Genomic DNA, 22,133 nt, shown 5'->3' with positions numbered 1-22,133 from the left:
CTCTTAACTAAAATTGGACCCCGTAATCTGAAGGAAACTGCTCAGGCATCTGTTCCGCCGATTCTCCCAGATTCTGTCTCAGGTCAATTTCGATTCCCCGGGAAATGGTCGAGATCGGTACGTCATTGGCTGTGCCTTCAAAGGGATTCTCCCCGGTTCGCCCGATGCGCTCCATCGTATGAAACATCCAGGCAACTGCCGTGTATATGGGTATGGTAAACCAAACAAACAGAGCTCCCTGAATGGGATGGCTCCCTGCAATGTCCTTACCGATATCTATAAACTGCGGAACCAGGGCCATCGGCAGCAGCATCAGCAGCAACCACATAAAATAATGGTTTAGCGTGGCGTACTGGCGGGGATAGGGAAAATTTTTAATGCGTTCGGTCTGGCCCTGCAGGGTCAGGAGTTCCTGAATAATTCCCTCGAGCTCCAAAAATGAAAATTCCCATATCACCCCATTTTCCTTGAGTGCTCTCAGGTGATGGGATTGCAGGTAAAGAATGGCAGTTTGCACATTGCTTTTGGAGAGGGCGTAGCTAAGATCATCTTCAGAAAGATACCCTTTAAGGTCTGCCTCCAGGGTTGATGATTCTTCAGGGGTGCGAATGCCCCATTCTCTATTGGTCCTATGCTTTCCAGTGGTTTCCCAGGTTCGGGAGCTCCGCATGGCGTGCCGGAGGGCGGTCATCCAGGCAATATGTCGGTAGGTAATGGCCCGGATGGCTGCAGGAATATCTGTCTGAGACGATTTGTTATCCATATATTCTTCCGTAAGCATATCCTGTACAAAGACCCCGAGGGTACGTGAGGTATTCACAATACCACCCCAGATTTTCCGGGCTTCCCAGATACGACCATAGACCGCATTGTTCTGAAATCCGATGATAAAAGCCACGGCAGTTCCGATCAGGGCCATAGGTGTCCAGGGGATGCGGAGCCATTGCAGGTCCAGAAAATAGTATGCGGCTACCCATAGAATACTTATAAATAAAAAGAGAAGCGTTTCAAACCGCGTCCATATGACCATTTGCCAAAGGCTATATACCTTGCCTGTATACATAAGTTTCGTATTTAAAGATTACCCAATGACACCTGGCCCTTATTTAAAGCCCGTGCATTTCTACCCTTTGGGCCGGCACTCAATTTGTAGTATGCAATCTCAATTTAGAGAATATTTCCCGATACGGGCTATTTAAGCAACTTTACATCGTCCAGAAAATAGCAGTGCTCATGTCTTGACATGCCTATTTTTGGATAATATGCGATGGCAGCAGGGGCCGAAAGCAGGATAAGCTTGGCCTGAGGGGCATGGAGTTTCGTGCGGCGGATAAGCTCTGTGCCGATACCTTTTCCCTGATGTGTTTGGTGTACAGCCAGGTCTGAGAGGTAGGTACAGTAAACAAAGTCCGTGACGCTGCGGGCTACCCCAATGAGCCTTCCTGAGTCCCTGGCGGTGAGTATCAGGTTGGCATTGGTGACCATCCCGCGGATCCGCTCCAAATCCTCAACAGGTCTGCGCGCCCCGAGACCCGATTGAACAAGGACTTCCCTGAATTCTTCCGGACTCAGGTTTTTTTCTAGGGTATAAGTGACCATGGCAGAAATAATTTAGCCATCTAAAGGTAGCCCATTCTGAATTGTGATATCCCGCCTGGCGTCTTGAATTTAGGGGAGCATCTAATACCAAAGAGCAAGGAGCTTATCCAATCTGCTCTGGCAAAATTTCCTATTTCAAATCCACGGAGTAACTAAGCATTTGATCTCTTGAAGAAGTCCCCGCTTCCAGAACATACGTGCCTGTCTCCAATGCCCATCCCATTTGGTTTTCATCCCAGTATGACAATTCGGATACGGGAACCTGCAGGTTGATCCGGGTGGAATCCCCGGGTTGGAGCAGGGGGGTCTTGCCAAAAGCGCGCAGCTCCCTTTTAGGCCGGTCAATGTCAGATTGGGGTTTAGAGCTATAGAGTTGTATCACTTCCTTCCCTGCAACCATGCCCGTATTTTTAACCATTACAGAAACATCGATTAACTCGTTTTCGGAGGTGATCTCCATGGAACTCAAATCAAATGTGGTATAGCTCAGGCCATAACCGAAGGGATAGGATACTTCCATATTGCGCTTGTCGAAATGCCTGTAACCCACGTAAATCCCTTCTTCATATATCGTATAGTCCTTGTTTCTGATTTTTTCATCTTCGGGCTTCTCTTCCGCCCCAAAAAGCACATCTGAAAAGTCTATGGGTTCGCCGTCCATGGGAAAATTCGCAGAAGACCCATGATCAGAAAGGTCAACCGGAAAGGTCATCGGTAGTTTGCCACTGGGGTTTGCCTTCCCGCTTAGGATATCAGCCGTGGCATTCCCGCCTTCCTGACCCCCTTGCCAGGCCAGAAGTATGGCATCGGGCAGTTCCTTCCAGCTGGCTGTTTCAATGACACCTCCGATGTTCATAACCACCACCACTTTTTTTCCAGCTTTTTGAAAGGCTTCGCATACGTCTTCAATTAGGGCTGTTTCCTGCTTGGTGAGCAGAAAATCATCCTTTTCAACCCGGTCTCCACCTTCACCGGCATTGCGTCCGAGGGTAATTATGGCGATATCCGAGGTATTGGACGTTTTTTCCAGGAGTTCAGGGGAGGGACTAAACTGAGGAGGGTTATAAGGATTTGTCATGGCTTCCAGGCCTTCCGGTTTTATGAATGCCTCCGCGTTTAACTTTTTGTGGTTTTCAAAGGCTGCTGTGGTGTTCTGATCTATTTCAAACCCCATATTTTCGAGCCCCTCCTGCAGGGAAACCGTATAGGCTTCGTTGACGTCTCCCGATCCTGTGCCCCCGGCAATAAATTCAAAAGAATTTACACCAAAAAGAGCAACCGTCTGATTGCCTTCAACGGGCAGTGCCCCCTCATTTTTTAATAAAATCATTCCCTCAGTTGCGGATTCACGTGTGATACGCGCATGTCCTTTGAGGTCAGGGGAATTTGTGAAGGCATAGTCCTCCATTTTTTTGGATCCGAGAATTAATTTCAGGATTCGCCTGGCTGAGGTATTGATATCTTCTTCACTCAGTGTTCCCTTCTCAGAAGCTTTTTGCAAGGCCTTCCATTGACTTCTTGTCCCAGGCTCCAAAAGGTCATTCCCTGCCTGTATCTGGGCGACAGCATCCGAGCCTCCGAACCAGTCCGTAACCACGAGCCCGTCAAAGCCCCATTCATCCCTGAGTATATCCGTAAGCAGCCTGCGACTTTGGGAGGTGTAGGTGCCATTTACTTTGTTGTAAGAGGACATCACAGTCCAGGGTTGTGATTCTTTAACGATAATCTCAAAGCCTTTAAGATAAATTTCCCGCATAGCGCGCTCCGATACGATGACATCGTTGCTATATCTGCTGGTTTCCTGGTTATTTGCCACGAAGTGTTTTACAGAGGTGCCCACCCCGTTAGACTCAATTCCATTTACCATTGCCGCCCCGATATAACCGGATAAAACAGGGTCCTCTGAGTAGTACTCAAAATTCCGCCCGCATAAGGGATTTCGCTGAATATTTGCCCCTGGGGCAAGGAGTACGTCAACCCCGTATTCGAGCCCTTCATTACCCATGGCCTGCCCCACATTATAGACCAATTCTGAATTCCATGTAGATGCCAGTAAGGTGGCTATCGGAAAGGCAGTGGCGTAGTAGGTTTGTTCCGAATCTTTGCGAACAGGTGCAATGCGTAATCCGGCCGGCCCGTCGGCCAGGTAGATCCTTGGGATCCCCAGGCGTTTTATAGGTTCGATCGTTCCGGCCGCACCGGGAACCAGCAGCTCGGGATCTTCCATTCCCAAAAGGGATTTCAGTCCCGAACCTTTTAGGAGATTAATCTTTTCTTCAAGGGTAAGACGTGCTAAGAGGTCCTCGGCTCTTTGGTCTAAAGGAATCCGGGTGTCTTCATAAGGATCGAGTCTGGCATTGCGGTTTAGGTCCCGAAACCGGAAGCCACCCTCTATGAGTTCTGCGATCTCAGTTTCGGGCTGCGTTTGTGAAAGTCCGAAACTGAGCCAGGCAGCGTTGATATAGATTGCTCCTGCAATTACAACTGCCAATGCGAAGCCGAGAATAATAAGAAAAATTTTCAGGGCTTTTTTCAGACCTTTATTCATGATTCGGGGGTGTTTAAGAAAGGCAAAAATAAGAATCAGGTTCAAGATTCAAAGAAATTTTGGGGACGAATACGCGTATTTAATAAGCCGGATTTGGTACCAATAAGTTTTTTCTGATGAAATATTGGAATACTGCTAAACACCAAGGTTTCTCTCAGTACAGAAGATGCTGGGTGCACAGTAAACCGATGCGATTTTATGAAGTTCCATAGGTTTGGCAACCGGGAAGGGGACGATCTGATTTTATGCTGCAGGATTTTCGGGTAAATTGATAATGGGGGAGGGGGCGCCCCTTAACCTTCATGCCGCCTACAGGAAGGAGGAAACCACTCGTGCGATAGCATAAATCAGCTTTTTGTGAAAAGGCTTTTGATTCCAGAAGTCCGCGTCAATTTCCCGGCTCAATTTCAGGTCTTCCATGAAAACAGATTCCAGCTTTTGTGCCAGATCATCTCCATAAACCACAGACATGATTTCGAAATTCAGGTCGAAGCTGCGAATGTCCATATTCGCGGTTCCCACTACGCTTAGTGAACCATCTGCAACTACGGTTTTGGCGTGGATAAAACCCTTGGTATAGAGAAATATGCGCACCCCTGCCTCCAAAAGTTCATCAAAGTAAAACCGGGACGCGGCTCCCACCAAACTGGAATCTGATTTTTCCGGAAGCAGGAGCCGGACATCTACCCCACTAAGGGCGGCCTGTTTCAGCGCATTGAGGATGCTGCTACTCGGGATGAAATACGGATTTGTTACATAGAGTTTTTGCCGGGCCAGGTTGAAGATCTTCAGATAGGAGAGCATAATATTCGAAAATGAATAATACGGACCCCCCGGGATTATTTGAGCAAGGCCCTTATGCGGCAAGGAGTCCGCGGTATGGTCTGAGGGCAGGAATTCACCTGAGAAAAGGAGTTTTTCACTTTGCGCGGCATTCCAACTGGAGAGGAAGTGCTTCTGAAGCTCTTGCACCAAAGGTCCTGTGAACTTTGCATGTGTGTCTCTCCAGTACAGTTTTGTATGGATCGTATTGTCATATCTGTCGGAAATATTGAGGCCTCCGACAAAACCGTATTTGCCGTCCACAATAATGACCTTACGGTGGTCACGGTGATTCAGACGGTTTGCAAATTGACGGATTTTTAATCTGATTTTTGGATAGATTTCAACCCCGGCTTCCTGTAATTCTTTTACGATATTTTTACGGATGCCCCTGCTCGCGTAATCGTCATAGAGAATGCGGATTTTAACGCCCTCCTGAATTTTTTCAAGTAGCACATCCTTAATCTGATTCCCCCGTGTATCATTTTCCCAGGCATAATATTCCATATGGATGAACCGCTTGGCAGATGCAAGGGTCCGGAGTACTTCGGGGTATTTGTCTTCCCCGTTAATCAATAGTTGAAAGGAGTTCTTACTGAGGTATGCCCCCATGGTATGATGGTGAAATTCCACGAGACTCTGAAAATGATGGGGAATTTTCGAATCTGAATGAAGTAATTCATCCGTAGTATCCACAATCTGTTCCTGATAGGATTTGTTTACTTCAAGAGAGGCCGAATTCGCCTCCAGGTTATAGCTTCTGTGTCTGTAATTTACGCCAAATGAGAAGTAAAATATGATGCCAGCTACAGGGATTACAAGGACCAGAAGAATATAGGCCAGTGACTTGGAAGAGGTTTGGGTATCGAGCAGGATTCGGACAATGGTGAAAATCAGGACACCGATATACAATAAACTTAAATAAAAATACAAATCCATTGAATGTTGGAATTAATAGTTCGCCTAAGTCAAACACATAACTTTAGGTTTGTGTAAGTTACTTTTTTTAGGTGAAACAGGGTTTAAATAATCACCCTTAAGCAGATGGATTTTAAGCTATTTAATTCAAATACCATCACAGAAACTAGAGCAAATTTGATGTATATTTACAAGCTGAGTGACGTACCGACCATCTCGGAACACAATAGTAATGAAACCATAAAAAGGTATTTTAAATGAGAAAATTTTTGATTTTTATGACCCTGGTCGCTTTTAGTTTCCAGAGTTGTTCCACCGTAAAAGTATTGAATACGTGGTCTGCTGAGGACGATGTAGTAGCGAGTTTTAGAGAAAAGAATGTCCTTGTCATTGCGCGTACAAATGAAAATACTGCCAGAACGGCCTTTGAGTCTGAAATAGCTAAACAAATGCGAAGCACAGGTATGAAAGCTACCGAAAGCTTTAAGAAAATCCCTACGCTGCATACAGAGGTAGAAATGAGCGAAGAGCGGTTGAACAAGATCCTGAGCATGATTGAGACTGAAGGTTTTAACGGTATAGTTATCACTACGGTAAAAGACACGGAACAGGTTACCCAAACAAATACTTCCGGGGTGTACGCTGGTGTTGGATATGGTGGATATCCCGGATATTACGGGGGCTTTAATAGTTACTACGGCAGTCCTTATGCTTACGGGCCGTATTATTCCGGCTTTGGAGGCTATATGCCTACATCGAGTACGACAACTACTTATAACAATTATGTACTGGAGACCGTTGGCTATAGTCTGGATGAGCCAGAAGACAAGCAACTCGTTTTCGTTGTGACTTCGAAATTGTCTGACCCAACGGATGCCTACAAGACTGCTGAAGAGTATGTAGGCAAGATCGTAAAGGCTTATGCAAAATAGGGGCGATAGTACGCCCTGATCAGGGCAAAGAATATAAAAAAAGCCGCTCGGATGTCCGGGCGGCTTTTTTAATGCTACAGAAACCTTCAGGAATTAGTCCAATTCCCCGATCACTGGAATGTTCTCAAGAATGGTTGTTCTGGTAAGTGCGTGAAAGTAATTTTCCAAATGATAAAACTGTGCCGCAGCCTTAGAACCGGAGGCCTTTTTTATCTTTTTGTAATACGAATTGATAAGTTTTTCGTTTCCTTTCGCGAGTTTTTGAGCTTCCAAAACGATATTATCCGTTTCCATGTCGGAGATGCCCTCGAATTCCTTGGCATACTTTTCAAGCAGGCTAATCCGCTTTTTCCCCAAAACCTTTCGTTCGGTTTCATAAGCGTCATAAAGTTCCCAGAAGGCGTCTTTGGATGCGCCTTCCAGTTCAATAAAATCGGCTACAACCGCTTTCTTTTCACCTCCGATAATCGACTGGAGAAAGTCTACTTCTTCGGCATTTGACTGAGCCTGTCCAAATTGAAGGGCCATCATGAATACCCCAATACTCATCAAAATTGTTTTCATAAATCAGTGTTTAATGTTAAGAATAAAGATTCCGCTTTAATATAAGATGCTCAAAGATACATCCCATTTAAGATTGGAGGGTTATATTTATGGGAATATTCCATCAATCTGTAGGGTTGGTTGGTTTTTCTTGATGAGCATTTTTATAATTTGTCAGGGCCCTGAACCCCGCCTATTTAAGTGACAGAAGCTGTAATTATGCATTGTTAAATGGATTAATTGGGGAATGCTGCCGAAAGATTTAATAAATTTGGAAAAATCCAATATTCAAAACCCGTACCTCCCCTTATAACATTCAGGACCTAAATTCTAATCATATCTGTTTTGCCTGGGGTAGTATGTCTCAAATTTTAAAATGATGAAAAAAGTATCTGCAGTATTATTTTTTGTATTTCTGGCATTGGGTGCCTTTACGAGTAACGCCCAGGTTTTTGAGCTCACCCCTACGTACGGGTACCAGTTTGGCAGCAAGTTGAATTACGGGTCGAATTACCTAAAAGTAAATGACAGTGGTTTTTTTGGTCTTACTGCCGGTTTCGAGGCTCGCCGGGATTATATGATTGAGGTGACCTATTATAATATGGGTACGGACCTGCTCATCCGCGATCGCATACTCAGCCCGAATGAATCCAAACTTGCGGATCTGAATGTGGACTGGTTTATGGTAGGGGGAACGCGATATTTCACCAACGGGAACATTAAGCCCTTTATTGGGGGACAACTTGGACTCTCGATATATTCTCCAAAGAATGAGAACAGGGATATTGTAAATAGAAGCCTCGATAGTGCCACCTATTTCAGTTTTGGCTTTAAAGGTGGGGTTGTGATTATGCTCACAGAGTCTATAGGCCTGAATTTTCAGGGCAATTTGCTCTTCCCGGTTGAATGGGGGGGCGTTTACGTCGGAATTGGAACAGGTGGGCCGAGTACCGGTGTAAGCGCGGGAAGCACGATTATCATGGGCGGCTTCAGCGGCGGGCTTGTTTTCCGTTTTGGTGCCTGATCCATAATATTCCCAAATAGGGCAGCTGTTTCAATTGACGCCGCCCACGGCCCTAATTCCATTAAAAAAAATGTGCATATATTTAGAGTTCCCCCAACGCTTTAAAACAGTATAGTTTATCAACCATTAACACTTATTTGAAAAATGAAAAACAAATTTTTACTAATGCTGGCTTTCAGCCTAGCCATGTGGTCCTATGGCCAGAAAAAGCCCAACATCCTTGTTATTTGGGGGGATGATATAGGGTATTGGAATATTAGCCATAACAACCATGGGATGATGGGGTATAAAACCCCGAACATCGACAGAATAGCCAGAGAGGGAATTTCTTTTACCGATTACTATTCACAACAGAGTTGTACAGCCGGGCGTGCCGCTTTCCTTGGTGGAAACGTACCTGTACGCACGGGCATGACCAAGGTAGGTATGCCAGGAGCTGCAGAAGGATGGCAGAAAACGGATGTCACCATTGCTGAGGTGATGAAAAGTCAGGGTTATGCTACCGGACAGTTCGGAAAGAACCACCAGGGCGATCGGGATGAACATCTTCCCACCATGCATGGCTGGGACGAATTCTACGGAAACCTCTACCATCTTAATGCAGAGGAAGAGCCTGAAAATGAAGACTACCCAACGGACATGGTTTTGGCCAATGGTAAGAAATTCGGCGAAGTTTTTGGACCGAGGGGTGTTTTGCATACCTGGGCCGACGGTAAGGGAGGGCAGCGTATTGAGGACACGGGCCCTCTTACCAAAAAACGGATGGAGACCATTGATGATGAAACGGTAGAAGCGACCAAAAAATTCATCAAAGAGCAGACGGATGCCGGAAAACCTTTCTTTACCTGGTGGAACGGAACCCGTATGCACTTCCGTACCCACGTTCGCGAGGATCGTCGCAACAAAGGTCATGACGAATACACCGATGGAATGATCGAGCACGACATGCATGTAGGTATGCTGCTTGATTATCTGGATGAACTGGGTATCGCGGATAATACAATTGTGTTTTACTCTACGGATAATGGCCCGCATTACAACACCTGGCCAGATGCCGGTACCACACCATTTCACGGTGAGAAAAACAGCAGTTGGGAAGGTGCATACAGATCACCGGCCTTTGTTAAATGGCCAGGTAAATTTCCTGCCGGAGAAACCCGGAACGGAATCGTATCACACGAGGACTGGTTGCCTACTTTTTCCGCCATTGCCGGGAATGCCGATATCGTTGATCAGCTGAGAAGTGGAACCACTTTAAACGGCAAACGATTCAGGAATTATATCGATGGGGTCAACCAACTGGACTACCTGATGGGGAAAACAGAGGAGTCCGCACGTAAGGGTTTTATCTATGTGAATGACGGGGGGGAAATTGCAGCCTTGCGCTATGGTCCCTGGAAGGCGATGTTTCAGGAGCAGCGGGCGAGTAAACTCGCCTTGTGGTTTGAACCTTTTGTAAAGTTGCGCGGGCCCTACCTGTTCCACCTCAGAAGAGACCCGTTTGAGAAGGCTCTGGAAGGTTCTAACACCTATTGGGATTGGTATATCGACAGGGCATTTGCACTGGGGGGCATGCAGTATTACGCTTTGCAGTTCCTTTCGACCTTTGAGGAATATCCACCGAGTCAGACACCCGGCGATTGGAGCCTCTCTACCATTGAGGAACAAATCAAGGCTATGATTCCAACAAGTAAATAATTACCAACTTCATATTACGATTAAGCCGCCCCTTCGGGCGGCTTTTTTTATGTCCGACGGCACGGATATATTCCCTGATAAATCTCAGAAGTTGGGATATTCGCACAAAAGTGGTGTACTGTCCTGATTCAAGGTTTAGATTTTGTAATTTTAACTTCTTTAAAAATTAAAACACTGCACCGGATGAAAAAATTCTTCTTTTTACTCTTACTTATTGCAGGCTTCTGGAGTTGTCGTCAGCAGGAAAATACGGTTTCTGAAGGAATGTCAGAAACAGCCGTGGTTGTTCAGGACCCTTTGCCTTCCTGGAATGACGGGGCTTCAAAGTCGGCGATTATTGCTTTTGTGGAAAAAGTGACTACTGAGGGTAATCCCTCTTTTGTCCCGGTTCAGGATCGGATTGCCACTTTCGATAATGATGGGACACTTTGGTCAGAACAACCCATGTATTTTCAGCTGGCATTTGCAATAGATCGCGTTAAGGGAATGGCTCCGGATCATCCCGAATGGTCCAATAAACAACCCTTTAAGGCGTTGCTAGAAGGTGATATGGAAACGGTGTTGTCAGAAGGTGAGGCAGGGCTTATAAAGCTTGTCATGGCCTCGCATTCCGGAATGACTGAGGAAGAGTTCAAACAATCGGTTATGGATTGGCTCAAAACCGCTCGGCATCCCAAAACGAATCAAGCGTATACCAGCATGGTCTATCAGCCCATGCTGGAATTGCTGGAATATCTTCGGGCAAATGACTTTAAGACTTTTATTGTTTCCGGAGGGGGAATTGATTTTATGCGCCCATGGACTGAAATGGTTTACGGTATTCCACCCTATCAGGTGATCGGGAGTAGCATTAAATCGGAGTTTGATTACAATGAAGGTAACCCCGTATTGCGAAAACTACCCGAAATTAACTTTATTGATGATAAAGAAGGGAAGCCGGTGGGAATCAACCAGCATATAGGTAAAAAACCCATTTTTGCGGCCGGGAATTCGGATGGGGATCTTCAGATGTTGCAATACACATCAAGCAATACGAAAGGGGCCTTTATGCTGTACGTACATCATACCGACGCCGACCGCGAGTGGGCTTATGACCGGGAATCGCATATCGGGAAGCTGGACAAGGGTCTGGACCAGGCAACTGCAAATGGCTGGACCGTTGTGGATATGGCCGAGGAATGGAAGGTAATTTACCCCTATGAAATGAATTAGGCATTTTACAACCTTGCAGATCTAAGCCATTGCTTTCAGCTTAGGCCCAGCGTTTACCCTTTCGGAATGCTTTTTTATGACTAGGACATTAAAGCACTGACGAATTGCCCTGACGTGAAAATATAGAGTCGTATTTCAGCTTAGTGGGTTGCAGTATTCCTAATCCCTTTCAAACGTATCCCTTCGCAGTTCGTTATTGATGTATTTTCCAACAACTACGGCCGTAATGATCACTAAATAGAATTGTCCGAGCAAGGCGATCAGGATAGAAGCTTTCTGGGCTAAGATGGTCACAGGGGTAATATCCCCATAGCCTACAGTCATCAGCGTAATATAGGCGAAGTAGAAAAGATTTTCAGATTGGGAGGTGCCCGTGGAATTATCCAGTCCCAGGAAAGACCCGGGTTCAGAAATTTCAATTCCAAGCACGATAAAAAATGCAATAAGGCCCATGGAGACATACCCGCCCATTACTCCAAAAATCACATTCTTGTTAACCTCAGTGGCGAACCATACTTGTCGTATTATTTCCAGGGTCACAATGGTGTAAAACAAGGAAAGGACTGCAAACCGGATTAATTTAAGATCTATGTTGTCTCCTGCTCCAAAAGCAAAGCGCATTACTTCCAGGATAACGACACCCGCAACCAAAACGGAATAAATTTTGAAATACCTTCTGCGTTCTGAAATAATGCCAAAGCCAGCGATGACATTGGCCAGGGTGAGCAGTGGGTCCATGTACCGTTCAAAAAAGGGGGATGGAAAAATCAGACTGCCGAATACCAATGCGACAAAGGAACTCAGATAAAGTTCAAAACGGTATCTTCTTAGAAATCCCAACAACACTGATTTATGCGTGACTGCAATATAGTTGAAAATTGGGTATTGCCTCCTTTGGTTTTAAATGGGGTGGCAATTAAAACTCGAAATTTGTAATGAAATTCAATTGGTGCAGGTTCCCGCGGTTAAATACCACCTGGGGATCGTCAGTATTCAGATTATCCCGGTAAACATAGAGGAAAGCCATATGGAGTCCCCGGAGAAACCCCTTAAATTCATAGTTTAACCTGAGATTAACCTGCTGGTACGCATCGAGGTTGTACTTGTTAAACTTAAAGGCATCCACCTCGGGGCCAAAAGTTCGGGTATAGTCAAATCCTGCGGAAAAGCGCTCAATTCCAAAGGTGTGGTCACCGCCTAAAGTCAGAACCCCGGTATTTCCAAAGCCATCCAGGCGGGATCGCGAAATAGAGGTATAGAACTGATCCCTTCCCAGTTCCCTGGGGAAAAGGAAGCGCCCGCTCGCAAATGCCCGGGAGTACGCCGCCCGCATGGTCCATCGATCCGTCAGGTACTGTATCTGACCACTCAGCACCTGCCCGCGCTCCTCAGGTTGCACGTACCGCTTTTCGTATTCCAGGGTCTTCTGGAATCCGTCCGGGATCTGCAGGGCGTACTGAACCCCCAGATTCCATCCATTTTTGTGATAGGCCACTCCAAGCCATCCGGTATAGGAAATGTTGTGAAGGTACCATTGGTAAACCTGTAGGTTGAAGTTTGAAACCCGGGTTTGATATTCGAGCATCGCCAAACCTTCGGACTCCAGATTTTCATGGTATTCAGCCTCACTGCCATCGGGCTGAAACCCCTGGTTGAACAATCCGATCCCTTCTTTAAAATCAAACCATTCCACAATGCTCCGGGGCGAAATCCGATCGATCCATGCCAGGTTAAAACGGTTCTTTCCCGTAATATAATGCAGCCATACCCCTTTGAATGCGAAGGGCTTCATTCGCCCATCAGAGCGGTTCATCAGTGGAGTATCCTGTATGGTCATTTTACCGTAAACCAAATAACCGTGTTCAAAAATATACCTGATATAAAGTTCTTCAAGTCGATCCAGGTCGTTAAAATTATCCTGGTCCAATACATCAAAGAGCTGATGTTCAAATTTTGCGGTTCCCCCGGTTATCGGATCCATTCTGTTCAGGTCATTGGAAAACAATTTATAGGTGAAAATACCGGCTACCCCAAGCTCAAAGCCAAAAATCTGATGGGATCTAATTCGCAGTGCACCTCCCGTGGCGTTAGCATAATAATCGGTGAGTTCGCCCTGATTTATGGTATTCATAAAAAAATTGCGAACATGTCCTGAAATAGTTCCCAATCCGAAAACATCACTAAGGGTTTCTACATCTTTTTGGGAGTGCATGGATTGAGCCACTCGAGACGTATCCGTAGCTGTATGCTCAGTCGTATGATGCTGGGATTGTACGCTTAAGGTTCCTGAGAAGCATACAAATATCAAGAAAAAAAGGTAGTGTGATCTCTGTTTTAAACCCATTGGCCTTTATATCAGAACAAAATTCTGAAGTATCCAAGAGATCTAAAGTGATCCAGGTCACATAACGCTATTTATTTCCATTGTTTTTTAAGTCGTCCAATGAGGGGATCAACGGTAAGGCCCTGAACGACGATTGAAAAAATGACTACTACATAGGTCATCACAAGGAAAACGTCCCTGTGCATGGCTTCGGTCAGGCTCAGAGCCAGTGCGATAGATATCGCCCCCCTCAATCCTCCCCAGGTCATGATAAGATTCGTATTGGGGATAAATTCAAGGGGTTTTTCGAAGATTCGAATGGGTATCATGAGGGAGGCATATCTGCAAAGGAGCGTAAGCGGGATCATGATGGCTCCTGCCAGGAAGTAATCCTCTTCAAAATCAAGCACCAGAAGTTCCATCCCTACCAGGACAAATAGTACGGTGTTAAGAAGGATGTCAATGAGTTCCCAGAACTTGTCCACATAGGTTTCGGTCTCTTCGGACATGGCCTGGGCCCGAGCCTTGGTCCCTCCTACGAGCAACCCTGCAGCCACCATGGCAAGAGGTCCGGAAACATGGAGATACTGAGCGAGTACAATCCCTCCCATAACCGCAGCAAGGGAAATAATCACTTCAATGGAATAGTCGTTTATACTTCGCATCATCCGAAAAGTAACCGCTCCCAGTGCGAGTCCCAGCAGTACTCCGCCCAAAACCTCATGCACAAATAATTTTCCGATTTCAAATACCGAAAACTCATCTGTTCCATTCGCGATGCCGAATATGGTTAGAAAGATGACCACACCAACGCCATCATTAAATAGGGATTCTCCCACGATTTTGATTTCGAGATTTTTTGGAGCCCCTATTTTTTTCAGAATGCCTAATACAGCAATGGGATCTGTGGGGGAGATCAGGGCACCAAAAAGCAGGCAGTATATAAATGGGACGTCCAGACCCAGAAGATCGAGCACATAAAAACTGGAAAAACCCACCAGAAAGGTCGAAACCAGGACACCAAAAGTCGCAAAAGCCAATACGGGCCAACGGTGTTTCTTTAGCTTGTCGAGATCCGTGTGCAGGGCTCCCGCAAAAAGTAAGAACCCCAGCATCAGGTCGAGCAATACCGTCCTGAAATCGATCTGGGTAATGATGTATTTTTCAGCCTGTAAGAGGGAATCATCGAAATAACTGAGCCCAAAAGCAGCCAGTGTAAAGAGGATGCTGATCACTGTAAGCCCAATGGTGTTTGGAAGGCGAATAAACCGAACATTCAAATACCCGAAGAGTGCGGAAAGGGCAACCAAAATGGTAGCGATAATAAAAATATGCATAAGGCTGAATTCTTTTTTTTGACAGGCAGAACCTGAAAATGACACTTTTTGAAAGTTTCAAATATAGGAATACTGGAAGATGAATGAGAGATATAGGTTATCCCTCTTAAATTACCACTTCTGATATTACATAAGGCCCTTGCCCGATCGACACACTATAAAGGTCACCTTCTATTGAGGATCGGACTAAGGATTGTCATTGTTCTGACTCCGATTGTATCCTTTAGCTTTGAAATTCTGAAAGTAGATGACCCGCTTCGGTCCATTTCACCCTTTTAGTCTAAAGACAGGTATCACAGACTCAAAGGTGTACTACTCCGAAATCACACTTCTTTGTACTCCTGGTCTGTCCGATCTCTTATGGAAGGTTAGCCTATTGGAGTGCATGTGGCGATTAGTAGTCTCCCTAGTACCGTTCTATATGAACGCTTGACACCCTATCATTGAATTCATGAGGAAGGCAACTGTGGCTCTTGTCCAGTGTGATCCGCTCTCCCCGCTTATTGTTGTCAGTATAGAGGGTAATCCGCATGCCTGATGGGATTCGAAGGGATGACAGGCGATCATTGCCAATACCGAGCTGGCTGTCAATATACGTCCCGGGTCCCAGCTTGTGGGAACTCCCCCGGTAATCGCAATCCACATAAAGGGTAATCATTTTGTTACCAGATCTGTTGGAAGAACTGTTGTGGTTGTTTTTTTGGGTAACCCGGATACTGGAAATTTTGTCATTGAGGTCAGCCGGCATGCAGACGACATTTTCATCAAATGTCCTGCTGCTCCCCTTGAAATTGTTGTCTGTGTAAAGTGTAACCCGCATGCCGGACGGGATCCGGATGGATGACAAGCGGTCATTGCCAATACCCAGCTGGTTGTCAACATAGTTCCCGGGTCTCAGGCTGTGGGAAGTTCCCCGGAAATTACAATCCTCATAGAGGGTTATCATTTGGGTACGGGATCCGGCTGAAGAATTGCTATGGTTGCTTTTATGTGCAACCCGGATGCTGGAAATTTTGTCATTCAGGTCGGCCGCAATACAAACGACATCTTCATCGAATGTCCTGCTGACGCCCTTAAAATTGTTGTCTGTATATACTGTGACCCTCCAGCCCTTTGGGATCCGTATGGCAGAGATGACATCATTGCCTATCCCCAGATCCCGGTCAAGGTAATTTCCCGCTTTAAGAGCGTGGCTCCTTCCCCCGTACTGGCAGTCCTGGTAAATCGTTACATGGTCCTGTGACCAAATATTAAATGAACTTATCAACAGCAGCAGGAATACAATTATTGCAGATTTTTTCATGCGAAAATATTTAATGTTTTTTACAACTCTTAAGATACTTTTTATTCGATTCTTCTGCAAAAAAAAAAGACGCTCTTGTAAACAAGGCGTCATGAGATCCCGGCATGAGTTGTCAAGGGCCCAGAAAATAGTAGTAGTAATCCAAAAATAAAATATCCCTCCACAGTGGGAGGGATATTATTACTGGAAACGAAAACCTTCTCTTTGACAATGATTTATAGTACAAGTTCCTTTTTGGCCAGATACCAATCTACTTTCTCCAGGGTTTCATCGGCCAGACGTGCATTGAGTTCGTCCAGGGATTTGGGCGGAGGTACGATAACCTTGTCTCCTTTTTTCCAGTCCAGGGGCATGGCCACTCTGTGTTTATCCGACATCTGAAGTGCCTCAAGAGCCCTGAGGATCTCATCCATATTGCGTCCCACATTAAGGGGATAGTACATGATCAGCCGGATTTTCTTCTTTGGATCAATAAAGAAAACGGCGCGCACTGCAGCGGTTTCACTTTCATTGGGTTGCAACATTCCGTAGCGTTTGGCCACGTTCATGTCCAGGTCTGCAATAATCGGGAAGTCAAAATAAACCCCCGTATTTTCCCTGACATTTTGAACCCATCCCAGGTGGGCGTGGATGCTGTCGATACTTAGTCCAATTAATTCTGTATTAAGGGCATCAAATTCAGCCTTACGAGTAGCAAAGCCGCTCATTTCTGTGGTACAGACGGGTGTGAAATCAGCAGGGTGTGAAAACAGGAGCACCCATTTGTCCCTGGCAAATTCCGAAAATCTGATTTTACCTTTGGTTGTCAGGGCTTCAAAATCCGGGGCGGCATCCCCGATCCGGGGCATTGGGTTTGCAAATTGAATATTTTCCATGAGTATTAACTTTTAATGGTGTTGCAATAATGCTATCAAATGTAGGGTCTGATACTTTTAAAATCAGTAACCAGGGTTACAGAACCCCCGCAGAGAAGTAGTTCCTTCAGGAACATTTCAGGGAGCGTATCCATGCTTGGGATTCCGGCAGGATATGTATATTTAAACTCTTAAAACCAACGATATGAAATTTCAGTGGAAAGGTGTGATGCCTGCAGTAACTACAAAGTTCGATGCTTCCGGCGGCCTGGATCTCGACCTCTTTGAAAAGAACACCAGGGCACAGATCGCAGCTGGGGTTAACGGTATCATCCTTGGGGGTACTTTGGGGGAGGCCAGCACCCTTGAGCCAGAGGAACGGGAAGTACTCACCCGTAAGGCTCTGGAAGTTGCATCGGGCTCCTGCCCGGTAATCCTCAATATTGCTGAAGGAAGCACAAATAGGGCTATACAGGCCGTAAGGTCGGCGGAGGAATCAGGGGCAGATGGTTTAATGCTGCTTCCCCCCATGCGTTATAAACCCACGGGCAAGGAGACCGAAACCTATTTCAGGGAAGTGGCTCAAAGCACCGATCTTCCGATTTTGGTATATAACAATCCGGTGGATTACGGGACGGAGGTTACGCTCGATATGTTTGAATCGCTAATGAAGGATTGTCCAAACATTCAGGCCGTCAAGGAATCTACCAGGGATGTTTCCAATGTAACGCGAATAAAAAATCGGTTTGGAGACCGGTTGAAAATTCTCTGTGGGGTTGATACCCTTGCCCTGGAAAGCCTGGCTATGGGGGCAGATGGATGGGTAGCAGGTCTGGTTTGTGCCTTTCCCAGGGAAACGGTTGCCATTTACGCCTTGTGTACGTCCGGGAATATGAAGGAGGCACTCGAGATCTATCGTTGGTTTCTGCCATTGCTTGAACTCGATATTAATCCACAACTCGTGCAAAACATTAAGCTCGCCGAACAAATGGTGGATCTGGGTTCCGAGGCGGTACGCAAACCCCGTCTTCCCCTGGAAGGGGCTGAACGACGCCGGGTAATCAGCGTTATCGAAGGCGCGCTTAAGGACCGTCCGGAATTACCGGACTATTTAAAGTTGCTTTAGTTAAGACGCATAAGGCAGGACTTCGAAAGATATATTTGGAGGGGAATTCCCCCTCCCACCCATAATTCAAGATACATACCAACCATGCAATATCCAATCACCGGTACCCAGATACTCGGATACTCCGAATCTGCCACGGGCAACAATACCTTCCAGACGCTAAACCCACAAACCAATGCACCCACCCCCTGGAAGTTCAGCGAAGCTACGCAGAGCGAAATCGATAGGGCGATGGAATTGGCTGCGGGGGCGTTTTCTGTATACAGGGATCTGTCCGGCCTGCGAAGGGCAGAATTTCTCAGGGCAATAGCCGATATACTGGAAGAGCACAAAGAGGATCTGGTGTTGGTTTATACTCAGGAATCCGGATTGCCGGAAGGTAGGGCGAGAGGAGAACTAGGACGGACAACCGGACAGCTCCGGGCTTTCGCAAATGTTGCGGAATCATCATCCTGGATGGAAGCCCGAATCGATACGGCTCAGCCTGATCGCACCCCGGTGCCGAAACCCGATATCCGAAAATGTATGCGACCCCTGGGTCCGGTTGTGGTTTTCGGAGCGAGCAACTTTCCTTTCGCTTTTTCTACGGCAGGTGGAGATACTGCCTCGGCTCTGGCTGTGGGCTGTCCTGTGGTGGTCAAAGGCCATCCGATGCATGCGGGAACTTCTGAGGCTGTCGGTCGGTGTATTCAGACGGCTGCCCGGAAAACCAATATGCCAGATGGGGTATTCTCACAACTTCAGGGAAGTGGCATGGAATTAGGAGCGGCCCTGGTCACCCACCCTTTGACAAAAGCAGTGGGTTTTACGGGGAGCAGAGGAGGTGGCCTCGCCCTGGAGCGCCTGGGGGCTGAGCGAAGGGAACCTATTCCGGTATTTGCAGAAATGGGCAGTATCAATCCCGTGGTGGTAATGCCATCTGCCACCCAATCCGAAAAGGGTTGGGCGAAGGCGTATGCGCAGTCTGTTACGCTTGGGGCCGGACAATTTTGTACGAATCCGGGGTTGGTCCTCGGAATTAAAGGTCAGGGCTGGACGGCCTTTTCCGAAACCTTGGCTGCGGAGGTGAACACCGTGGGGGCTTCCTGCATGTTACATCCAAAAATGGCTGAAAATTATCAGGATTTGAGAATGGATTTTCTCAGGCAGGATGGGGTAACCCAATTGACGGCTGCACAGGAAGAAAACGGGGCGGCCTATTCATCGGGAGCTGTGGCGAAGGTCAATGCGCTTGATTTCAGGGCCAATGAGTCCCTGAGGAGAGAGGTTTTCGGTCCTTTTACACTCCTGGTAACCTGTGAGGATACAGAAGATCTGATAAGAACACTCAGCACCCTGGAGGGACAACTTACGGCTTCGTTTTTGGGGAGTGAAAAAGAAATGCAATCAAATCCGGAGGTGTTGGACCTCCTCAGTGAAAAATCGGGCCGGATTCTGGTCAATGGCGTGCCAACAGGGGTGGAAGTTTGTCCTTCCATGCAGCACGGGGGACCCTTTCCAGCGACGACGGATTCCAGATTTACTTCGGTAGGTACGGACAGTGTGAAGCGATGGGTGCGCCCAATTGCTTTTCAGAACCTGCCTCATGGATTGCTCCCCCAGGCGTTGAGAAATGAGAATCCACTGGGTATCTTGAGGCTAGTCAACGGAGTGTGGACCGCCGATGCAGTCTGAGCGGGCAGTTATTGAGCCTGGATTTTAAGACGGGATAAAGTTGAATTCACACCTATGAATACACGTCATGTTTTTAAATGCATCGATGGCCATACGGCGGGCAACCCGGTTCGCGTAATTGCCGAAGGAGGACCTGATTTGGAGGGTGCCAATATGAAAGAGCGCCGGCTTCACTTTCTCAGGGAATTCGACTGGATCCGGAAAGGACTCATGTTCGAACCCAGGGGTCACGATCAGATGAGTGGTAGCATCCTTTATCCGCCATCTGATCCGCAGAACGATTTGGGAATCCTGTTTATAGAAACCAGTGGATGCCTCCCCATGTGTGGCCATGGTACAATTGGTACGATTACCATTGGGATCGAGGAGGGGTTAATACATCCCAAAACCCCTGGCGAAGTACGGTTGGAGACCCCGGCGGGCTTGGTCAGAATCCGCTACGGTCAGGACGGTAATAAAGTTACCTGGGTGGCACTTACCAATGTGCCCTCTTATCTGGCCGCCCGGGACCTGGAAATTGAGAGTCCCCTGGGGGTTCTGAAGTTTGATGTCGGCTATGGCGGAAATTTCTATGCGATTATCGATCCCCAGGAAAACTTCAGGGATATGGCAGATTTCTCGGCTTCTGAACTTATTGGAATGTCTCAGGGGCTCAGGCCTGCCATCAATAAAAGGTATCCGGGACGGTTTATGCACCCCGAAGATTCCAATATCCGGGATGTCAGCCATATTTTATGGACCGGTGCACCCCTTGCGAAAACCGCCTCGGCCAGAAACGCCGTTTTTTATGGGGATAAGGCTATTGACCGGTCTCCTTGCGGGACAGGTACTTCTGCCCGTATGGCACAATGGGTCGCCCGAAAACGACTTTCCCAGGGAGATGTTTTTATACATGAGAGCTACATTGGTTCGCTGTTTGAAGGAAGCGTTGTCGGAGCTGCCCATGTAGGAGAATTTCAGGCGATCATTCCACAGATAAAAGGATCGGCGTGGGTTCATGGGTACAATACCCTTATTATCGATCGGGCACACCCTTATCCGGAAGGTTTTCAGGTGGTTTAATACCACTTTCAAAAGTCTATTTCACACCTTCGGGTTGTTTTCATATATCATACATGCCCCGGCGGGTCAGGCTATGGCATACTAAAAACTTTTGATAACTTTCCCTGTAAGGAAGTGTGTGAAAAACCTACTTTTATACCGGTGAATTTAATACGTTAAACATGTCAGAAAAGATAGAAAGATTTGAAACTCTGATTTTGGGTTCGGGCCCGGCAGGGTATACTGCGGCAATTTATGCGGCACGCGCGGATTTAAAACCAGTTATGTACACCGGGATGGAGCCTGGGGGACAGCTCACAACAACCACTGAAGTGGATAATTTCCCCGGATATCCCAATGGGATTGACGGGCCGACGATGATGGTAGAGCTTCAGCAGCAGGCAGAGCGCTTCGGGACTGAGGTGCGTATTGGAATGGCTACGGCAGTGGAATTCAGTGATGAGCCCGGGGGCATCCACAAGGTAACCATTGACAACGATAAGATTGTAGAGGCACATTCAGTCATTATTTCCACAGGGGCTTCGGCGAAATACCTGGGTATTCCGAGCGAGCAACGTCTCAGAGGTGGTGGTGTATCTGCCTGTGCTGTATGCGATGGGTTCTTTTACAAGGGACAGGATGTGGCTATAGTTGGGGGAGGAGACACAGCAGCCGAAGAGGCTTCCTACCTTGCAAAGATTTGCAACAAAGTAACCATGCTGGTCAGAAAGGATTACATGAGGGCTTCCAAGGCCATGCAACACCGGGTGGAAAGCCTTTCAAATATCGATATTCGCTATAACACCGAGGTCGATGAGATCCTTGGAGATCAGGTTGTGGAAGGCCTGAGAATGGTGAACAACCAGACCGGAGCGAAAGAGGAAATTCCGATCACCGGATTTTTTGTAGCCATAGGACACAAACCCAACACTGAAATCTTCAAAGGGCAGATTGATATGGATGATACGGGGTATATCATCACCCGGGGTAAATCTACCAAAACCAATAAACCCGGGGTTTTTGCCAGCGGGGATGTTCAGGATAAGGAATACAGGCAGGCGGTCACTGCAGCGGGTACAGGGTGTATGGCTGCTTTAGATGCGGAACGCTATCTGGCCTCAGTTGAAACAACTACTGAAACCATCTCCTGAATCCAGGAACCTTTTGATTCATTTAAGG

The 22,133-nt window shown here is 46.8% G+C and carries 18 protein-coding genes; 8 read left to right on the top strand and 10 right to left on the bottom strand.

The features are described 5' to 3' along the window. Positions 1 to 7: 7 nt before the first annotated feature. From QU605_RS04280 to cls, 4 genes are all read right to left on the bottom strand, one after another. Positions 8 to 1,063: a bestrophin family protein gene (locus QU605_RS04280; RefSeq protein ID WP_289724040.1), complete on the bottom strand. Its 1,056-nt coding sequence runs from the start codon at positions 1,061 to 1,063 to the stop codon at positions 8 to 10. A gap of 128 nt (positions 1,064 to 1,191) precedes the next feature. Next, the gene (locus QU605_RS04275) at positions 1,192 to 1,599 is read right to left on the bottom strand and encodes a GNAT family N-acetyltransferase (RefSeq protein WP_289724039.1); all 408 of its coding nucleotides are present in this window, start codon (positions 1,597 to 1,599) and stop codon (positions 1,192 to 1,194) included. A 130-nt stretch (positions 1,600 to 1,729) separates the two neighbouring features. Then, on the bottom strand, positions 1,730 to 4,147 hold the full coding sequence (locus QU605_RS04270; RefSeq protein WP_289724038.1) for a glycoside hydrolase family 3 C-terminal domain-containing protein: 2,418 nt from the start codon (positions 4,145 to 4,147) through the stop codon (positions 1,730 to 1,732). Positions 4,148 to 4,456: 309 nt separating this feature from the next. Then, positions 4,457 to 5,908 carry a cardiolipin synthase gene (cls, locus tag QU605_RS04265; RefSeq protein ID WP_289724037.1) on the bottom strand — a complete coding sequence of 484 codons (1,452 nt, stop codon included), beginning with the start codon at positions 5,906 to 5,908 and terminating at the stop codon, positions 4,457 to 4,459. A 236-nt stretch (positions 5,909 to 6,144) separates the two neighbouring features. On the opposite strand from cls, the gene QU605_RS04260 reads away from it, so the two are divergent. Continuing rightward, complete coding sequence (locus QU605_RS04260) at positions 6,145 to 6,819, top strand: hypothetical protein (RefSeq protein ID WP_289724036.1); 675 nt, start codon at positions 6,145 to 6,147, stop codon at positions 6,817 to 6,819. A 93-nt stretch (positions 6,820 to 6,912) separates the two neighbouring features. On the opposite strand, the gene QU605_RS04255 is transcribed toward QU605_RS04260, so the two are convergent. Continuing rightward, on the bottom strand, positions 6,913 to 7,383 hold the full coding sequence (locus QU605_RS04255) for a hypothetical protein (RefSeq protein ID WP_289724035.1): 471 nt from the start codon (positions 7,381 to 7,383) through the stop codon (positions 6,913 to 6,915). A 358-nt stretch (positions 7,384 to 7,741) separates the two neighbouring features. On the opposite strand from QU605_RS04255, the gene QU605_RS04250 reads away from it, so the two are divergent. The 3 genes from QU605_RS04250 to QU605_RS04240 all read left to right on the top strand — a co-directional run bounded on the left by QU605_RS04250 (position 7,742) and on the right by QU605_RS04240 (position 11,296). Beyond that, entirely contained in the window at positions 7,742 to 8,386 is a 645-nt protein-coding gene (locus QU605_RS04250) for a hypothetical protein (RefSeq protein WP_289724034.1), read from the top strand. A gap of 144 nt (positions 8,387 to 8,530) precedes the next feature. Further along, a complete protein-coding gene (locus QU605_RS04245) occupies positions 8,531 to 10,084 on the top strand; it encodes an arylsulfatase (protein ID WP_289724033.1) in 1,554 nt (517 codons plus the stop codon). Positions 10,085 to 10,267: 183 nt separating this feature from the next. Next, positions 10,268 to 11,296 carry an HAD family hydrolase gene (locus tag QU605_RS04240; RefSeq protein WP_289724032.1) on the top strand — a complete coding sequence of 343 codons (1,029 nt, stop codon included), beginning with the start codon at positions 10,268 to 10,270 and terminating at the stop codon, positions 11,294 to 11,296. A 159-nt stretch (positions 11,297 to 11,455) separates the two neighbouring features. Here QU605_RS04240 and QU605_RS04235 read toward each other — a convergent pair whose 3' ends face one another. The 5 genes from QU605_RS04235 to QU605_RS04215 all read right to left on the bottom strand — a co-directional run bounded on the left by QU605_RS04235 (position 11,456) and on the right by QU605_RS04215 (position 17,134). Next, entirely contained in the window at positions 11,456 to 12,136 is a 681-nt protein-coding gene (locus QU605_RS04235) for a potassium channel family protein (RefSeq protein WP_289724031.1), read from the bottom strand. Between the two features lie 76 nt (positions 12,137 to 12,212). Continuing rightward, positions 12,213 to 13,508, bottom strand: coding sequence for a hypothetical protein (locus QU605_RS04230; RefSeq protein WP_289724030.1), 1,296 nt, complete (start codon positions 13,506 to 13,508; stop codon positions 12,213 to 12,215). Between the two features lie 203 nt (positions 13,509 to 13,711). Then, positions 13,712 to 14,956: a cation:proton antiporter gene (locus tag QU605_RS04225; protein WP_289724029.1), complete on the bottom strand. Its 1,245-nt coding sequence runs from the start codon at positions 14,954 to 14,956 to the stop codon at positions 13,712 to 13,714. A 406-nt stretch (positions 14,957 to 15,362) separates the two neighbouring features. Beyond that, complete coding sequence (locus QU605_RS04220; RefSeq protein ID WP_289724028.1) at positions 15,363 to 16,259, bottom strand: beta/gamma crystallin-related protein; 897 nt, start codon at positions 16,257 to 16,259, stop codon at positions 15,363 to 15,365. A gap of 215 nt (positions 16,260 to 16,474) precedes the next feature. Next, positions 16,475 to 17,134, bottom strand: a complete 660-nt coding sequence (locus QU605_RS04215) for a peroxiredoxin (protein ID WP_289724027.1) — start codon at positions 17,132 to 17,134, stop codon at positions 16,475 to 16,477. A 184-nt stretch (positions 17,135 to 17,318) separates the two neighbouring features. On the opposite strand from QU605_RS04215, the gene QU605_RS04210 reads away from it, so the two are divergent. The 4 genes from QU605_RS04210 (at position 17,319) to trxB (ending at position 22,105) form a co-directional block, all read left to right on the top strand. Continuing rightward, positions 17,319 to 18,239 (top strand): dihydrodipicolinate synthase family protein, encoded by a 921-nt coding sequence (locus QU605_RS04210; RefSeq protein WP_289724026.1) that lies wholly within the window; start codon positions 17,319 to 17,321, stop codon positions 18,237 to 18,239. A gap of 84 nt (positions 18,240 to 18,323) precedes the next feature. Then, positions 18,324 to 19,913 carry an aldehyde dehydrogenase (NADP(+)) gene (locus QU605_RS04205; RefSeq protein WP_289724025.1) on the top strand — a complete coding sequence of 530 codons (1,590 nt, stop codon included), beginning with the start codon at positions 18,324 to 18,326 and terminating at the stop codon, positions 19,911 to 19,913. Positions 19,914 to 19,967: 54 nt separating this feature from the next. Next, the gene (locus QU605_RS04200; RefSeq protein ID WP_289724024.1) at positions 19,968 to 20,975 is read left to right on the top strand and encodes a 4-hydroxyproline epimerase; all 1,008 of its coding nucleotides are present in this window, start codon (positions 19,968 to 19,970) and stop codon (positions 20,973 to 20,975) included. A 161-nt stretch (positions 20,976 to 21,136) separates the two neighbouring features. After that, complete coding sequence (trxB, locus tag QU605_RS04195) at positions 21,137 to 22,105, top strand: thioredoxin-disulfide reductase (RefSeq protein ID WP_289724023.1); 969 nt, start codon at positions 21,137 to 21,139, stop codon at positions 22,103 to 22,105. Positions 22,106 to 22,133: the final 28 nt, after the last annotated feature.

This window comes from Robiginitalea aurantiaca, from assembly GCF_030380815.1.
Lineage (GTDB): Bacteria > Bacteroidota > Bacteroidia > Flavobacteriales > Flavobacteriaceae > Robiginitalea > Robiginitalea aurantiaca.
The sequence above is the reverse complement of the archived record's forward strand: the minus strand, read 5'-3'. Positions and strand labels throughout refer to the sequence as shown.

Bases quoted from the DNA above. Each gene is read 5' to 3' on its own strand.
- QU605_RS04280 (WP_289724040.1), bottom strand. From the start codon at position 1,063: ATGTATACAGGCAAGGTATATAGCCTTTGGCAAATGGTCATATGGACG.
- QU605_RS04275 (WP_289724039.1), bottom strand. From the start codon at position 1,599: ATGGTCACTTATACCCTAGAAAAAAACCTGAGTCCGGAAGAATTCAGG.
- QU605_RS04270 (WP_289724038.1), bottom strand. From the start codon at position 4,147: ATGAATAAAGGTCTGAAAAAAGCCCTGAAAATTTTTCTTATTATTCTC.
- cls (WP_289724037.1), bottom strand. From the start codon at position 5,908: ATGGATTTGTATTTTTATTTAAGTTTATTGTATATCGGTGTCCTGATT.
- QU605_RS04260 (WP_289724036.1), top strand. From the start codon at position 6,145: ATGAGAAAATTTTTGATTTTTATGACCCTGGTCGCTTTTAGTTTCCAG.
- QU605_RS04255 (WP_289724035.1), bottom strand. From the start codon at position 7,383: ATGAAAACAATTTTGATGAGTATTGGGGTATTCATGATGGCCCTTCAA.
- QU605_RS04250 (WP_289724034.1), top strand. From the start codon at position 7,742: ATGAAAAAAGTATCTGCAGTATTATTTTTTGTATTTCTGGCATTGGGT.
- QU605_RS04245 (WP_289724033.1), top strand. From the start codon at position 8,531: ATGAAAAACAAATTTTTACTAATGCTGGCTTTCAGCCTAGCCATGTGG.
- QU605_RS04240 (WP_289724032.1), top strand. From the start codon at position 10,268: ATGAAAAAATTCTTCTTTTTACTCTTACTTATTGCAGGCTTCTGGAGT.
- QU605_RS04230 (WP_289724030.1), bottom strand. From the start codon at position 13,508: ATGCACTCCCAAAAAGATGTAGAAACCCTTAGTGATGTTTTCGGATTG.
- QU605_RS04225 (WP_289724029.1), bottom strand. From the start codon at position 14,956: ATGCATATTTTTATTATCGCTACCATTTTGGTTGCCCTTTCCGCACTC.
- QU605_RS04220 (WP_289724028.1), bottom strand. From the start codon at position 16,259: ATGAAAAAATCTGCAATAATTGTATTCCTGCTGCTGTTGATAAGTTCA.
- QU605_RS04215 (WP_289724027.1), bottom strand. From the start codon at position 17,134: ATGGAAAATATTCAATTTGCAAACCCAATGCCCCGGATCGGGGATGCC.
- QU605_RS04210 (WP_289724026.1), top strand. From the start codon at position 17,319: ATGAAATTTCAGTGGAAAGGTGTGATGCCTGCAGTAACTACAAAGTTC.
- QU605_RS04205 (WP_289724025.1), top strand. From the start codon at position 18,324: ATGCAATATCCAATCACCGGTACCCAGATACTCGGATACTCCGAATCT.
- QU605_RS04200 (WP_289724024.1), top strand. From the start codon at position 19,968: ATGAATACACGTCATGTTTTTAAATGCATCGATGGCCATACGGCGGGC.
- trxB (WP_289724023.1), top strand. From the start codon at position 21,137: ATGTCAGAAAAGATAGAAAGATTTGAAACTCTGATTTTGGGTTCGGGC.